This is a genomic window from Telluria sp. RT2P19 (genome assembly GCF_059685725.1).
In genome coordinates, this window is sequence record NZ_JCASIL010000017.1 from 54,524 (window position 1) to 69,972 (window position 15,449).

Here is a 15,449-nt window from a genome sequence, read left to right on the forward strand (position 1 = left end):
TTCCGTTGGTTGAAGTGAATCGGGGCATTATAAAATAGAAGAGGAACCGGACTTCAATCTGACTTTGCGAGAACAGACACCATGTACAAGATCGTATTCATGCGCCACGGCGAATCCACCTGGAACCTGGAAAACCGCTTCACCGGCTGGACCGACGTCGACCTGACCGAGAAAGGCGTGGCCGAGGCCAGAACCGCCGGCCGCGTGCTCAAGGAAGCCGGCTTCACCTTCGACGTGGCGTATACCTCGGTGCTCAAGCGCGCCATCCGCACCCTGTGGCTGGCCATGGACGAGATGGACGCGATGTACCTGCCGGTCAAGAACGACTGGCGCCTCAACGAGCGCCACTACGGCGCCCTGCAGGGCCTCGACAAGGGCGAGACCGCCGCCAAGTTCGGCGACGAGCAGGTGCTGGTCTGGCGCCGCAGCTACGACACCCCGCCGCCGGCGCTGGAAAAGGACGACGAACGCACCTCGTTCGGCGACCCGCGCTATGCGGCACTCACCGACGACCAGATCCCGCTGACCGAATGTCTGAAGGACACCGTGGCGCGCGTGATGCCGGCCTGGGACGAAGAAATCGCCCCGGCCATCCGCGCCGGCAAGAACATCCTGATCTCGGCCCACGGCAACAGCCTGCGCGCCATCATCAAGATGCTGGACAACATCAGCGACGCCGACATCGTCGGCCTGAACATCCCCAACGGCCAGCCGCTGGTGTATGAGCTGGACGCCGACTTGAAGCCGATCAAGCATTACTACCTGGGCGACCAGGAAGCGATCGCCGCCGCCATGGCGGCCGTGGCCAACCAAGGGAAGGCAAAGTAAGTCTTGCGTTTGCCATCCATGAAGGGAGCTGGTAGCGCGCTGCTGTGCACGCTGCTGGCGGTCGCGCTGTCCGGCGCGTTCGCAACGGACGCCTGGGCCCAGCGCCAGACCGAGCGCAGCCGCCAGAAAGTGGCGGCTGAGAAGCAGCGCGCCGGCATCCAGCAAAAGCTACAGGCGATCAAGCGCGACATCAGCCAGACCGAAAGCGCCAAGGAAGACGCGGCCGACACGCTGGCCGAGTCCGAGGCCGCCATTTCCGACGCCAACCGGGCGCTGCGCGAACTGCAGGAAGAGCAGGGCAGCACCAACACGCGCCTGCAAGACCTGGCCGCGCAACAGGAACAGCTCAACCAGACCATTGCTGCACAGCAAAAGCAGCTGGCCAAGCTGCTCCGCGAACACTATGTGGCTGGCAACGAAGACCGGATCAAGCTGCTGCTGTCGGGCGACAACCCGAACCGCATCAGCCGCGACCTGCAGTTGATGGCCTATGTTTCGCAAGCCCAGGCGCGCCTGCTCGGTTCGCTGCGTGGCAACCTGGCCCGGGTCGAGGCCAACCGCGACCAGGTCGAGAACGCCAAACTGGAGCTGGAAGAAATCGCCCAGGAACAGCTCGACCAGAAGGCCTTGCTCGAAAAGGAAAAAGCCAGGCGCGCGGCGCTGCTGAGTAACCTGTCGAGCCGCCTGGCCGACCAGCGCAAGCAGGCCGACCGCCTGGAGCGCGACGAAGAGCGCATGTCGGGGCTGGTCACCCGCCTCGAGCGCCTGATCCGCGAGCAGGAAGAAGCCGAGCGCAAGCGCCAGGCCGCGCTGGCCGCGGCGCGCGCCAAAGCCAAGGCCGCGGCCGAGGCAAAAGCCAAGGCCCTGGCGGCGGCGCGTGCGAAGGCGGCCGCCGAGAAGGCCGAGCGCGACCGCGAACGCGAGCGCATCGCGCGCGAGAACGCCAAGCCGGGCGCCAAGCCGCAGAAGATGCCCGAGCCGATCAAGGAAGCGCCGATCCTGGCCCAGGAACCGGTCCAGGAAGATCCGAGGGTGAACGAACCGCCACCGCCGGTTCTGGGGCCGGCCGCCGCGTCCGGTTCCTTCACGGCGCTCAAGGGCCGCATGGCAAGTCCGGTCAACGGCAGCGTCGTGGCCCGCTTCGGCGGGCGCCGCGGCGACGGCCCGACCTGGAAGGGCAATTTCATCAAGGCTCCGGAAGGCGCCGAGGTGCGCGCCGTAGCCCCGGGCCGGGTGGTGCACGCCGACTGGATGCGCGGCTTCGGCAACCTGATCATCATCGACCACGGCGACGGCTACCTGTCGATCTACGGCAACAACCAGTCGCTGCTCAAGCGCCCGGGCGACAGCGTGCGCGCCGGCGAGGCGGTGGCCAGTGCGGGCAACACCGGCGGCAACGAGGAATCGGGGCTATACTTTGAGCTCAGGCATCGCGGCAAGGCCATCGATCCGGCGGGCTGGGTCAGGTTCTAGGTCGGACCATAACAAGGTACAACATGGGCATGAAAGCAAAGCATTTCGGGCTGGTCGGGGCAGGCGTCCTGGTCGGCGTGGCGGCATCGTTCCAGTTGTCGGCCCATGCGCAAAAGACTGGTGCGCCATTGCCGCTCGACGAGCTGCGCCAGCTCGCCGATGTGTATGGCCTGATCAAGACCGACTATGTCGAACCGGTCGAGGACAAGAAACTGCTGTCCGAAGCCATCGGCGGCATGGTCGCCTCGCTCGACCCGCACTCGGTCTACCTCGACCAGAAGGCGTTTCGCGACATGCGCGAGGCGGTGCAGGGGAAGTTCGTCGGCGTCGGCGTCGAGATCTCGAACGAGGACGGCTATATCAAGGTGGTGTCGCCGATCGAGGACACGCCCGCCTTCAAGGCCGGCATCAAGCCAGGCGACCTGATCACCCGCATCGATAACGTCCCGGTGCGCAATATGTCGTCCGACGAGGCGATCAAGCGCATGCGCGGCAAGGTCGGCAGCAAAGTCACCCTGACCATTGCCCGTCCCGGCGAAGACAAACCCTGGGTGGTGCCGATCGCGCGCCAGGAAATCAAGGTAGTGAGCGTCAAGGCCAGGATGGTCGAGCCGGGATACGCCTGGCTGCGCATCAGCCAGTTCCAGGAGAATACCCTGGACGAGCTGGCCAAAAAGACCAAGGAACTGTACGCCGAACAACCCGATATCAAGGGCCTGGTGCTGGATCTGCGCAATGACCCGGGCGGCTTGCTGCCGGGCGCGATCGGGGTCTCGGCCGCGTTCCTGCCGCAGCCAAACCAGGTGATCGTGTCGACCAAGGGGCAAGTAGCCGATTCGAACCAGGCCTTCTATGGCCGGCGCGAGTTCTACGCCCAGCGCGGCGACCCACTGGCCGGCTTGCCGGCCGGCCTCAAATCGGTGCCGATGGTGGTGCTGGTCAACGGCGGCTCGGCTTCGGCGTCCGAAATCGTGGCCGGTGCGCTGCAGGATTACCAGCGCGCCATCGTGATGGGCAGCCGCACCTTCGGCAAGGGTTCTGTGCAGACCTTGCGCCAGCTGTCCGAGGACACCGCGATCAAATTGACCACGGCGCGCTATTACACGCCCAAGGGCCGGCCGATCCAGGCCACCGGCATCGAACCCGATATGCGGGTCGACGAGACGCTTGAAGGCGATCTGCTGAACGCCCTGCGCGTGCGCGAAGCCGACCTGCAACGCCATTTGATGGCCGAGGGCGAGAAGAAAGAAGCGCCTGCCAAGGACCAGAACGGCAGCCTGGCGCAGCAGCAACGCGCGCTGGCCCTGCTGAAAGACCGCAAGCCGATCGAGTTCGGCGGCCAGGACGATTTCCAGCTGGCGCAGGCGATCAGGCACTTCAAGGGTCAGCCGGTGCAATTGGCCAAGGACGTGCCCGATGAAGACAAGCCCGCGCCGGCGCCGCTGCCGGGGTCGGAGCACAAGCCGCCTGAACTGAAGGCGGCGCCGAAGAAGTAAGGTTACCGGACCGGCGCATGCCGGCCCGCATTACATGAACGACAACCAACTCCTGCGCTACTCGCGCCACATCCTGCTCGACGACATCGGCATCGAAGGCCAGCAACGCCTGCTGGACGCCCACGCCCTCGTGATCGGCGCCGGCGGCCTCGGTTCGCCGGCCGCGCTGTACCTGGCCTCCGGCGGCATCGGCCGCATTACCCTGGTCGACGACGACATGGTCGATCTCACCAACCTGCAGCGCCAGGTCATGCACACCACCGCACGCATCGGCCAGCCCAAGGTCGATTCGGGCCGCGACGCCCTGCTGGCGATCAATCCCGAGATCGAGGTCGTCGCCCTGCGCGAGCGGGCCGGCCCCGAACGCCTGCTGGCGCTGGCCCGCACCGCCACGGTCGTGCTCGACTGCAGCGACAACTTCGCCACCCGCCACGCCGTCAATCGCGCCTGCGTGGCGGCCGGCGTACCGCTGGTGTCGGGAGCGGCGATCCGCTTCGACGGCCAGCTATCCGTGTTCGACCCGCGCCAGCCGGACGCGCCCTGCTACGCCTGCCTGTTCCCCGAAGACAGCGGTTTCGAAGACGTGGCCTGCAGCACCATGGGGGTGTTCGCGCCGCTGGTCGGCATCGTCGGCGCGGTCCAGGCCGCCGAGGCGATGAAATTGATTGCAGGGATAGGCGAGCCCCTGGTCGGCCGTCTCCTCATGCTGGACGGAAAAGCGATGGAATGGACCGGGGTCGGGGTGGGGCGCAATGCCGCCTGTCCGGTGTGCGCCATGCAGGGCAGCAAGCACGATCCGGTTTGATGAAGCCCGCCTTAAGGGTGCGGATCCAAAGTGTCGTGATGGGCGTAGGTAGCTTACAATTGCATACTCGCCGCCGTAGCGATGGTCGCGATTCGCACAGTTTGTACGCAGTTTCATCCGTAGTATGGTCCTGTCATATTTCGGACTTATACTATCCCGGTATCACCGATTCACCAGCCTAACCCACTAAGCATATGGATTTCCAACGCACACAACGTCGCGCCCGCGGCTTTACCCTGGTCGAGATCATGGTCGTCGTGGTGATCATCGGCATCCTCGGCGCCCTGGTCGTACCCAAGCTGCTGGGCCGTACCGGCGAGTCGCGGGTCACCGCCGCCAAGGTCGACATCGCCACCATGATGCAGGCCCTCAAGCTCTATAAACTCGACAACCAGCGCTATCCGACCACCGAGCAGGGCCTGAATGCGCTGATCGCCAAGCCGACCGGCGGCCCAGCCGCCAATGGCTGGAAAGACGGCGGCTATATCGAAAAGCTGCCGAAGGATCCTTGGGGTAACGCCTACCAATACCTGTCTCCTGGCGTGAAAGGCGAGATCGACGTGTTCTCGTATGGCGCCGACGGCCAGCCGGGCGGCACCGGCGAAGACGCCGACGTCGGTTCCTGGCACTGAGTTTCCCCATGCCCGCCTGGCGCGCACGGGGCTCATCCACCGGCTTCACCCTGGTGGAGCTGCTGGTCGTGATGGTCATCATCGGCATCACGCTGGGCCTGGCCACGCTGAACGCCATCCCGAGCCCGCGCCAGGACCTCGAGAACGAGGCCAAGCGCATCGCGTTGCTGCTGCAACTGGCGCGCGATGAAGCGATCGTGCGCAACCGCCTGGTCGCCTTCGAGGCGAATGGCGAGCGCTACCGCTTCATGGTGCGCGGCGACACCGGCTGGGTCCCGGTCACGCGCGACGATTTGTTGCGCGAACGTAGCTTCAAGAATCCGCCGCTGCGCCTCCTGCTCGAGCCGTCGGGCACCAGCGGCCCGGATATGCTGCGCATCACGTTCGGCCGCGAGCCGGTCGACCGTCCCTTCGTGCTGACCCTGGCGTCGGGCGCGAATGCGGTCGCGATCCGGGCCGATGGCGTCGGCCACTTTACCGTCGAATGAACCGAACCATCATGTCCATGCGCCGCGCCTCCCGCCATGCCTGCGGCTTTACCCTGCTCGAAGTGCTGGTGGCGCTGGTCATCGTCGGCACCGCGCTGGCCGCCGGCCTGCGCGCGGTGGGCAGCCTGACCTCCAACAGCGCCGGCCTGCGCGCCTCGATGATGGCGACCTGGTCGGCCGAGAACCGGCTGGTGCAGATCCGTCTCGGCCGCGAATTCCCCGAGATCGGCAAGCGCAGCTTTCCTTGCCCACAAGGCGACCTGAACCTGTTGTGCGAAGAGGAAGTCCTGACCAGCCCCAATCCGCTGTTGCGCAGGATCGAAGTCTCGGTGTTCGACGCCGACAATCCGGGCCGCCGGATTGTCAAACTCATCCAACTGGTCCTGAGGCCTTCCCCGATATGAACGCCAGGTCGCGCCGTGCAGGCTTCACGCTGGTCGAACTCCTGGTGGCGATCGGCATCCTTGCCATGGTGGCCGTGCTCGGCTGGCGCGGGCTGGACGGCATCGTGCGCGCGCGCGTCGCGCTCACGCAAGACATGGAAACCACGCGCGGCATGCAGCTGGCCTTCGCCCAGATGCAGAACGATTGCGAGAACGCGGCCGGCAACGACATCATGCGCGGCCGTCCGGCGCTGTTGTGGGACGCCGATCGCCTGACCCTGGTGCGCAAGGTCTATGTCGAACATGAGCCGTCGCGCCTGCAGGTGGTGAGCTACCGGGTCGTGGGTGGCCAGCTGGTCCGGCGCGAATCGCCCGGCACGCGCGACCTGAACCAGATCGGGCAATTGTGGCAGGCGATCGCATCGGATGCGCCGGCCGACAATTCGCCGTCGGTCGTGCTGCAGGTGGGTGTGGCCGGCATGCAGGTACAAGGTTGGCAAAACAATGCCTGGCGCAATGAGCCGACCGGAATTGGCAATGCCAGCCAACAACTGCCGCCCGACGCCACGCCGCCGGTCGCTGGCCGCTCGCTCGAGCCGACCGGCGTGCAGGTGGCGCTCACGGTGCAAGGCCTGAGCCAGCCGATGGTCAAGGCATTCCTGCTGGGAGGCACTTGATGCGGCGCCGAACTCATATCCGCGCAGGCCGCCAGCGCGGCGTCGCCGTGGTCACCGCGCTGCTCCTGACCACGCTGGCGATCTCGATCGTGGCCAGCCTGTTCTGGCAGCAGCAGGTGCAGGTGCGCTCGATGGAGAATCAGCGCCTGCAATTGCAGACCAAGTGGATCCAGCGCGGCGCCCTCGACTGGGCCAGCGTGATCCTGCGCCAGCCCTTCGGTGGGCGCATCTCGCTCGAGCAGGTATGGGCCACGCCGCTGGCCGAAACCCGGCTCGACCAGTACATCGAACGTGAGCGGGTGCAGGGAGAAAACTTCGATGCATCCCTGTCGGGGCAGGTTTTCGACGCCTCGGCGCGTTACAATCTGAACAACCTGGCAAGCGGCGGCATGCGTGACCAGGCCGAGACCGAGGTGCTCGGGCGGCTGCTGACCAATCTGCGCCTGGAAGCGCGGCTGGCGCGGCCGATCGCCGACTTCGTCGCCGCCGGCCAGCCGCTGGCCGCGCCCGACCTCGAGAATCCGGTCAAGGTACCGCAGGCGCCGCGCACCGGCAACCCGATGCCGATCATGCGGGTGGACGACTTGCTGGCGGTGCCGGGCGTCAAGCCCGAGACCGTCGAGGCCTTGCGCCCGTTCGTGATCGTGTTCCCATCGGGCGATACGAAAGTGAACGTCAACACGGCGCCAGCCGAGGTGTTGGCGGCGGTCCTGGCCGAGTGCTCGGTCGCCCAGGCCACTGCCATGGTCGAGCAGCGCAAGCGGGTGCCGTGGAACGATATACAGCAGTTCAGGAGCGAATTCACGTGTGCGCAACAACAGCAGTCGCCGCAGGGGGAAGCGCAGATCGACGTCACCAGCAATTACTTCCTGGTGCAGAGCCGCATCCGGCTCGACCGCGCGGCGCTGGATGCCGAATCGCTGGTGGAGCGGGGCGGCAACCTGGTCAACCGCGGCAGTATCAATGTGATCTGGACCCGCCAGAACTAGAAGAAAGCGAGACAGTTTGACTACTCTTTATATTCGGCATCCGGCCCGGAACGAGGGCGAAGGCGCCTTGTCGCGGTTCGCGATGGTGGGCGACAACGGCGCCATCGGCCAGCAAGGCGAGGGGCTGCTGCGCAACCTGGGCGATGTGGTCGCGGCCAGCCGGCGCGTGGTGCTGATCCTGGCCGCCAGCGACGTCACCCTGCTGGCGGTGCAGGCGCCGCCGCTGGCCGGCGCACGCCTGCGCGCGGCGCTGCCGGCCCTGGTCGAAGAATATATCCTGGGCGACCCGCTCGATTGCGTGCTGGTGGCCGGCCCGGCCATGGCCGACGGCCGCCGCCCGGTGGCCGTGGTGCAGCAGGCCTGGCTCGAACCGCTGGTGCGCAGACTCCTGGAAATGGGTGCGCGCGCGGTGGTGGCCGTACCCGAGCAATTGTGCCTGCCGCTGCACCCGGGCAGCGTGAGCGCCGCCTTCGGCAAAGGAGAACTGATCCTGCGCCAGAGCCAATACGAAGGCCTCGGCCTGGCGCTGGACGGCAGCCCGGTAGTGGCCCTGCAGACCGCGCGCGCGCTGGCGGGCGATGCGCCGCTGGTGCTGTACGTCGAGCACGAGCAACTGGGCGAATACCAGGCGCTGCTGGCCGAGGCCGGCCCTGGCGTCACCCTCGAGAGCGATAACTGGGCGCACTGGATCTCCGGTGCCAGGGGCGGCAGCAATGGTGGCGGCGCCGTCGGCCCCGCGCTCGACCTGGTGCCCGGCCTGGGCACGGCCGGCGTGGCGCGGCGCGACTGGCGCCGCTGGCGCTGGCCGATCCGGCTGGCCCTGGCCGCGCTGGTGGTCAACGTCATCGGCCTGAATGTCGAGTGGCTGGGCCTGAAGCGCGAGGCCGATGCCGTGCGCCAGCAGATGAGCCAAACCTTCCGCTCGGTCTATCCGAACCAGCCGGCGATCGACCCGGTCGCACAGATGCAGCAAAACATCGCGCGCGCCAGGGCCGGTAGCGGCGAGGTGGGTGGCGACGAGTTCACCTGGATGGCGGCGGCCTTCGGCGAAGCCGTGGGCGGCATCGGCGCGCCACCTGCGATTGCATCAATCGAGTTCCGCGAACGCGCTCTCACGGTGCGCGTCAAACCTGAATCCGCCAATCCCGGCGCGGCAGACCAGCTGCGTCCGGCCCTCGCGGCACGCCACCTCAGCCTGGAGGCGCCCGACGCCACCACCTGGCTGATCCGCAGCACCGGCGCCACACAATCGTCAGTCACGCCATCGGGAGGCATGCAATGAATATTGCCGCCACATTCAGCGGTCTGCGTGAGCGCGCAACCGCCTACTGGATCGCGCGTACGGAGCAGGAACGCAAGTTCCTGCTGGTCGGCGGCCTGGTCGCCGCGCTGGCGCTGTTCTACCTGGTCTTGCTCGAGCCGGCGCTCGATGGGCGCGAACAATTGCGCAGGTCGCTGCCCGAGCTGCGCCAGCAAGCGGCCCAGCTCGAGGCGCTGGCCGGCGAGGCCCGGGCCGTCGCCGGCCAGGCGGCGCCCGCCGTCGCGCCGGTCACGCAAGCGTCGCTCGCGGCCAGCATGTCGGCGCGCGGCCTCAATCCGGCCTCGCTGTCGGTGAGTGGCGAATACACAAAAATCCAACTCAACAATGTTTCCTTCGCCAACCTGATGGCCTGGCTCGACGCCCAGCGGCGCGAAAGCCGCCTGATGGTGCAAGACGCGCAATTCTCCGCCCAGACCGCGCTGGGCCAGGTCGACGCCACGCTGACGCTGCGCCAGAGCGGCGGTCCGGCTTCATGAGGCGAGCGCTGACGTGGGGCCTGCTGGTCATCCTGGCGGTCGTGGCGACGGTGCTGGCGTTCCTGCCAGCATCATGGTTGGGGCCGATGGTCGAACGCCAGACCGGCGGTCGATTGACGCTGGGGGATGCGCAGGGTACGCTTTGGCGCGGCTCGGCCTTTATCGGCGGCGCGCCGGGACCGGGCGGGTCGGTGACGCCCTTGCTGCCAGGCCGTTTTGCCTGGACCTTGTCGCCGCTGGTGGTGCTGGGCCGGGTGAGCATGACGCTGGAGAATCCGCAGGCGCTGGCCAACCCGGTACGGGTCGAGGGCAGCTGGTCGCAGTGGCAGGTCAATGCCGGCGAACTGCTGTTGCCGGCCGAAGGGCTGTCCGGCCTCGGGGCGCCGCTCAATACGCTGACGCCAAGCGGGCGCATCCGCCTGTCCTGGAATACACTCGACCTGCTGCGCCAGCAGAACGCCGTCACGGTGCAGGGGCGCACCGTCCTGTCGATGAGCGATATGGGTGCGCGCATGTCGCCCATCAAGCCGCTCGGCAGTTATGAAATGATCATGGACTGGCGTGGACCGCAGGCCGATTTGACCCTGCGCACCGTGCGTGGCGCTTTGCTGCTGTCGGGCGCGGGGGTACTGCAAAATGGACGCCTGCGCTTTTCGGGCCAGGCCAGCGCCGCCGATGGCTATGAAGACCAGCTCGGGACCATGTTGAACCTGCTGGGCCAGCGCCGGATGGTGAACGGCAAAAACGTAATCGCACTCGAGTTCAGATAATGAAGAAAACAGACCGCTCCACCTTCGCGCACGCCGAACGTTCGGCCCTGCAGCTGCCGGCCCTGCGCCGCCTCGCCGCCGGCGCCATGCTGTGCTGCGCCGCCACCATGGTCGCGCTGCCGCTGCCCGCGCTGGCGCAAGAAAGCGCGAACGCCGCCGCCCTGAGCTTCGTGAATGCCGACATCGAATCGGTGATCAAGGCCATCGGTCACTACACCGGCATGACCTTCATCATCGATCCGCGGGTCAAGGGGACGCTTACCCTGGTGTCCGAGAAATCGCTGAGCAAGACCGAAGCCTTCGGCCTGCTCACCTCGACCCTGCGCCTGCAGGGCTTCGCGGTGGTCACCAGCGGCGACGGCTACGCCAAGGTGGTGCCCGAGGCCGAGGCCAAGCTGCAATCTTCCCCGACCCAGGTCGGCGGCGTGCGCTCCAGCAAGGCTACCGGCGACCAGATCGCGACCCAGGTGTTCTATCTTTCCTACGAGTCGGCTGCCAACCTCACCGCTGTGCTGCGGCCGCTGATTTCGCCCAACAATTCCATCATGGCGAACCCGGGCAACAACACCCTGGTCGTCACCGACTACGCCGACAACCTGCGCCGCCTGGCGCGCATCATCGCCGCGCTCGACGCGCCGGTGGCGGCCGACCTCGATGTGATTCCGATCCGCAACGCGATCGCCAGCGACATCGCCACGCTCGTCACGCGCCTGATGGAGCCCGCGGCCGGCGGCGATTCGGGCCGGGTCACGGTGCTGGCCGATCCGCGCACCAATGCGGTCGTGATCCGCGCGCCGTCGCAGGCGCGCGCCAACCTGGCCAAGAGCCTGATCGCCCGTCTCGACCAGGAGAGCTCGAGCAAGGGCAATATCCATGTCGTCTACCTCAAGAATGCGGAAGCCACCCGCGTGGCGCAGACCCTGCGCGCCGTGGTGTCGCAGGATTCCTCGGCGCTGCAGGTCCAGCAGGGAACCCAGGGCAGCTCGATCCAGTCCGGCACCGGCAGCCAGGGCGGGCAGGGCGGCCAGGGCGGTCTCGGCGGTCTCGGCGGCCAGCAGGGCCTGCAGGGCAGCACCGGGATCGGCGGCGGCGGCAACGGCTTCGGCCAGCAAGGCCAGCAGGGCTCGCAGGGCGGCGCCGGCGGCGGCCAGGGCTCGGGCTTCATCCAGGCCGATGCCTCGACCAACAGCCTGATCATCACCGCGCCCGACGCCGTGTACCGCAACCTGCGTTCCGTGATCGACCAGCTCGACGTGCGCCGGGCCCAGGTCTATATCGAGGCGCTGGTGGTCGAGGTGTCGTCCAATAAAGCGTCCGAATTCGGCGTGCAGTGGGTCGGCGCCACCGGCGACTCCGACAGCAAATACCGTTTCGGCGGCTTGCAGAACTACAATGGCGGCGGCTCCGGCAACAGCATCGTCAACCTGGCGCTGGCCGCCAGCCAGGGCACCAGCGGCACCACCGCGCCGACCCTGCCGACCGGCCTGACCTTCGGCCTGTTCCGCCAGGTAGGCGGCGAGCTGGGGCTGGGGGCGGTCGCCCGCGCGCTGGAAAACGACGGCAACGCCAACATCCTGTCGACGCCGAACATGATCACGCTGGACAACGAGCTGGCGACCATCAAGGTCGGCCAGAACGTCCCGATCATCACCGGTTCGTATGCGACCAATACCACCACCGGCGGCGGCAACCCGTTCCAGACCATCGACCGGCAAGACGTCGGCCTGCTGCTCCGGGTGCGACCGCAGATCTCGGAAGGCGGTACCATCAAGATGGCCATCTACCACGAGAATTCCAGTGTCGACGCGTCAACCCGTCTCTCGGCCTCGGGCCTGACCACGAATGTGCGCGCCATCGAGAGCAATGTGCTGGCCGACGACGGCCAGATCATCGTACTGGGCGGCCTGATCGAGGACAGCGAAGGTGATGGCGAAGAGAAAGTGCGCGGCCTGGGCGACATCCCGGTGCTGGGCAACCTGTTCAAGTACCGTACCCGCAGCCGCATCAAGACCAACCTGATGGTGTTCCTGCGTCCGGTCGTGGTGCGCAGCAAGGACGCCTCGAATTCGATCGCGATGGACCGCTACGAATACATGCGCGCGGCCGGCGCCGCGTCCCAGCCCGAATCGTCGGCGTTGCTGCGCGACCTGGGGGCACCGCAACTGCCGCCGCTGGTTGATGGCCAGCCGCCGGCCGGTGGCGGCATGGCGACCGTGCCGCCCCAGCGCCCGCCAGCGCCGAACGCGGCGCCGGGCGCATCCAACGATGGCGCCGCATCACGCCACCAGGGCACCCTGGGTACGCCGCAGGGTGCACCACGGGGAACGGCGCCGGGGACGGGCGTGTCTGAGTCAGGACCGACCCCCGATCCGGCCTCGCAATTCCGTCCGGTGACCCAACCGACCCCGAGCTTGAATCGACAGTGAGCACGACATCATGAACAATCTGCTGCCCTACGCCTTCGCCCGCGACCACGGCGTGCTGGCGCGCGGCAATGGCGAGCCGGGCCAGAGCGTCGAAGTGCTGGTCTCCAGCGCCACGGCACCTGCCGCCATCGCCGAAGTGTCGCGCCGCTTCGGCCGCATCCAGCTGCGCCGCCTCGACCGCGACGAGCTCGACGCGGCCATCGCCAGCGCCTACGCGGGCGGCGGCGGCGATGCGTCGCAGGTGGTCGACGAATTCGACGCCGATCTCGACCTGACCAAGCTCCTGCAAGACGTGCCCGCCATCGAAGATTTGCTGGAGTCGTCCGACGATGCGCCGGTGATCCGCATGATCAATGCGCTGCTGACGCAATCGCTGCGCGAAGGCGCATCCGACATCCACATCGAACCGTTCGAGCAGACCTCGGTCGTGCGCTTCCGTATCGACGGCGCGCTGCGCGACATCGTGCGGCCAAAAAAGGCGATCCACGCCTCGCTGATTTCGCGTATCAAGATCATGTCGCAGCTCGACATCGCCGAGAAACGCCTGCCGCAAGACGGCCGCATCACCCTGCGCGTCGGCGGCAAGCCGGTCGACGTGCGCGTCTCGACCCTGCCGACCGGCCACGGCGAACGCGCCGTGCTGCGCCTGCTCGACAAAGAAGCCGGGCGCCTCGACCTGTCGCACCTGGGCATGGCCGAGGCCATGCTGCCGCAGTTCGACCGCCTGATCAACCAGCCGCACGGCATCGTGCTGGTGACCGGGCCGACCGGTTCCGGCAAGACCACCACCTTGTACGCGGCGCTGTCGCGCCTGAACGCGTCCACCACCAATATCATGACGGTGGAAGACCCGATCGAATATGACCTGAATGGTGTGGGCCAGACGCAAGTCAATGCCCGCATCGACATGACCTTCGCCAAGGCCCTGCGCGCGATCCTGCGCCAGGACCCGGATGTCATCATGATCGGCGAGATCCGCGACCTCGAAACGGCGCAGATCGCCGTACAGGCATCGCTCACGGGCCACCTGGTGCTGGCAACCCTGCACACGAACGACGCCGCCTCGGCCGTTACCCGCCTGCTGGACATGGGGATCGAGCCGTTCCTGCTGTCCTCGTCGCTGCTGGGCGTGATGGCCCAGCGCCTCGTGCGCAAACTCTGTTCGCAGTGCAAGACCTTCGACGGCTCCACCTGGCACGCGGTCGGCTGCGAGCGCTGCGGCCATACCGGTTACCACGGCCGGGTCGGTGTCTACGAGCTGCTCGAGACCACCGAGCAGATCCGCTCCCAGATCCACAACCGCGCTTCCGAAGCCGAGATCCGCGATGCGGCGCTGGCAACCGGCATGAAGACCATGCGCGACGACGGCGAACGCTGGCTGGCGGACGGCACCACCACACGCGCCGAGCTCGTGCGCGTGACGAAGGACTAGCGATGGGAACTGCAAGGATGGGACCTGACTGATGCCGGCATTCCGATACGAGGCCGTCGACGCCGGCGGCGCCACCCGCAAGGGCGTGGTCAACGCCGATAGTCCGCGCGCTGCGCGCGCCGACCTGCGCACGCAAGGCCTCACGCCGCTCTCGGTCGAGGCCATCGCGGCCCAGGTCGACGCTTCCGGCGCCACCCGCGCGCGCGGCCTCGGCGAGCGCCTGTCGCAGAACGAGCTGGCGCTGTTCACGCGCCAGCTGGCCAGCCTGCTCGAAGCCGGCCTGCCGCTCGAGCAAGCATTCACGGCACTGCTCGAGCAGGCCGAGCGCGCCTATATGCGCGACCTGATCGCGTCGATCCGCTCCGAAGTCATCGGCGGCTCGCCGTTCTCGACGGCGCTGGCCCACCATCCGCGCGACTTCGCCGAGATCTACCGCGCGCTGGTCGCTTCGGGCGAGCAGATCGGGCAGTTGTCGCGTGTGCTGTCGCGCCTGGCCGACTACATCGAGCGCCGCAACGCCCTGGTGCAAAAAGTGCGCCTGGCGTTCACCTATCCGGCGATCGTGACCGTGGTCGCGTTCGCGATCGTGATCTTCCTGCTCACCTATGTGGTGCCGCAGATCGTCTCGGTATTTGCCAACACCAAGCAGAAGTTGCCGTTCCTTACCATTGTCATGCTGGCCGTGTCCGACTTCGTGCGCGCCTACGGCATCTATTGCGCGATCCTGATCGCCGGCGCCTTCTGGCTGTGGCGGCGTGCGCTGCGCAATCCCGACCTCAAGCGGCGCTGGCATACCTGGCTCCTGACCGCCCCGGTGTACGGCAAGTTCGAGCGTAGCCTCAACACGGCGCGCTTCGCCAGCACGCTGGCGATCACCACCGGTTCCGGCGTGCCGATCCTGCGCGCGCTCGACACCAGCCGCGAGACCCTGTCCAACGTGGCAATGCGCGAGCTGGTCGAGCAGGCCACGGGCAGCGTGCGCGAAGGCGTGAGCCTGGCGCGCGCGCTCTCGGCGCAAAAACATTTCCCGCCGATGCTGGTGCACATGATCCGGGCCGGCGAGATCACCGGCGAACTGCCGGCCATGCTCGAGCGCGCCGCCAATTCGCAGCAAGCCGACCTCGAGCGCCGCACGCTGACCATCGCCGGCCTGCTCGAGCCGGTGCTGATCCTGGCCATGGGCCTGGTGGTGCTGCTGATCGTGCTGGCGGTGCTGATGCCGATCATCGAAATCAACCAGCTGGTGCAGTAAA

At 67.1% G+C, this 15,449-nt stretch carries 15 protein-coding genes; all 15 read left to right on the top strand.

The window, feature by feature from the left end; translation table 11 throughout:
* The first annotated feature begins 81 nt into the window (after positions 1–81).
* Entirely contained in the window at positions 82–828 is a 747-nt protein-coding gene (gene gpmA, locus AC56KW_RS19530) for a 2,3-diphosphoglycerate-dependent phosphoglycerate mutase (protein ID WP_497172332.1), read from the top strand.
* Positions 829–846: 18 nt separating this feature from the next.
* The gene (locus AC56KW_RS19535) at positions 847–2,301 is read left to right on the top strand and encodes a murein hydrolase activator EnvC family protein (RefSeq protein WP_497172333.1); all 1,455 of its coding nucleotides are present in this window, start codon (positions 847–849) and stop codon (positions 2,299–2,301) included.
* A 23-nt stretch (positions 2,302–2,324) separates the two neighbouring features.
* On the top strand, positions 2,325–3,797 hold the full coding sequence (locus tag AC56KW_RS19540) for a S41 family peptidase (protein ID WP_497172334.1): 1,473 nt from the start codon (positions 2,325–2,327) through the stop codon (positions 3,795–3,797).
* Positions 3,798–3,831: 34 nt separating this feature from the next.
* A complete protein-coding gene (locus tag AC56KW_RS19545; protein WP_497172335.1) occupies positions 3,832–4,602 on the top strand; it encodes a HesA/MoeB/ThiF family protein in 771 nt (256 codons plus the stop codon).
* 194 nt (positions 4,603–4,796) lie between these two features.
* The gene (gene gspG, locus AC56KW_RS19550) at positions 4,797–5,234 is read left to right on the top strand and encodes a type II secretion system major pseudopilin GspG (protein ID WP_497172336.1); all 438 of its coding nucleotides are present in this window, start codon (positions 4,797–4,799) and stop codon (positions 5,232–5,234) included.
* 8 nt (positions 5,235–5,242) lie between these two features.
* Positions 5,243–5,722 carry a GspH/FimT family pseudopilin gene (locus tag AC56KW_RS19555; RefSeq protein WP_497172337.1) on the top strand — a complete coding sequence of 160 codons (480 nt, stop codon included), beginning with the start codon at positions 5,243–5,245 and terminating at the stop codon, positions 5,720–5,722.
* Between the two features lie 11 nt (positions 5,723–5,733).
* The gene (gspI, locus tag AC56KW_RS19560) at positions 5,734–6,126 is read left to right on the top strand and encodes a type II secretion system minor pseudopilin GspI (protein ID WP_497172338.1); all 393 of its coding nucleotides are present in this window, start codon (positions 5,734–5,736) and stop codon (positions 6,124–6,126) included.
* Positions 6,123–6,782: a PulJ/GspJ family protein gene (locus AC56KW_RS19565; protein WP_497172339.1), complete on the top strand. Its 660-nt coding sequence runs from the start codon at positions 6,123–6,125 to the stop codon at positions 6,780–6,782. Before gspI ends, AC56KW_RS19565 begins: the two co-directional genes overlap by 4 nt.
* Positions 6,782–7,771, top strand: coding sequence for a type II secretion system minor pseudopilin GspK (gspK, locus tag AC56KW_RS19570; protein ID WP_497172340.1), 990 nt, complete (start codon positions 6,782–6,784; stop codon positions 7,769–7,771). Before AC56KW_RS19565 ends, gspK begins: the two co-directional genes overlap by 1 nt.
* 16 nt (positions 7,772–7,787) lie before the next feature.
* A complete protein-coding gene (gspL, locus tag AC56KW_RS19575) occupies positions 7,788–9,053 on the top strand; it encodes a type II secretion system protein GspL (RefSeq protein WP_497172341.1) in 1,266 nt (421 codons plus the stop codon).
* Positions 9,050–9,568 (top strand): type II secretion system protein M, encoded by a 519-nt coding sequence (locus AC56KW_RS19580; RefSeq protein WP_497172342.1) that lies wholly within the window; start codon positions 9,050–9,052, stop codon positions 9,566–9,568. Before gspL ends, AC56KW_RS19580 begins: the two co-directional genes overlap by 4 nt.
* A complete protein-coding gene (gene gspN, locus AC56KW_RS19585) occupies positions 9,565–10,338 on the top strand; it encodes a type II secretion system protein N (protein ID WP_497172343.1) in 774 nt (257 codons plus the stop codon). The genes AC56KW_RS19580 and gspN overlap by 4 nt, the downstream gene beginning before the upstream one ends.
* Positions 10,338–12,764 carry a type II secretion system secretin GspD gene (gene gspD / locus AC56KW_RS19590; protein ID WP_497172344.1) on the top strand — a complete coding sequence of 809 codons (2,427 nt, stop codon included), beginning with the start codon at positions 10,338–10,340 and terminating at the stop codon, positions 12,762–12,764. The genes gspN and gspD overlap by 1 nt, the downstream gene beginning before the upstream one ends.
* 10 nt (positions 12,765–12,774) lie before the next feature.
* Entirely contained in the window at positions 12,775–14,196 is a 1,422-nt protein-coding gene (gspE, locus tag AC56KW_RS19595) for a type II secretion system ATPase GspE (protein ID WP_497172345.1), read from the top strand.
* Positions 14,197–14,227: 31 nt separating this feature from the next.
* A complete protein-coding gene (gene gspF / locus AC56KW_RS19600; RefSeq protein WP_497172346.1) occupies positions 14,228–15,448 on the top strand; it encodes a type II secretion system inner membrane protein GspF in 1,221 nt (406 codons plus the stop codon).
* Position 15,449: the final 1 nt, after the last annotated feature.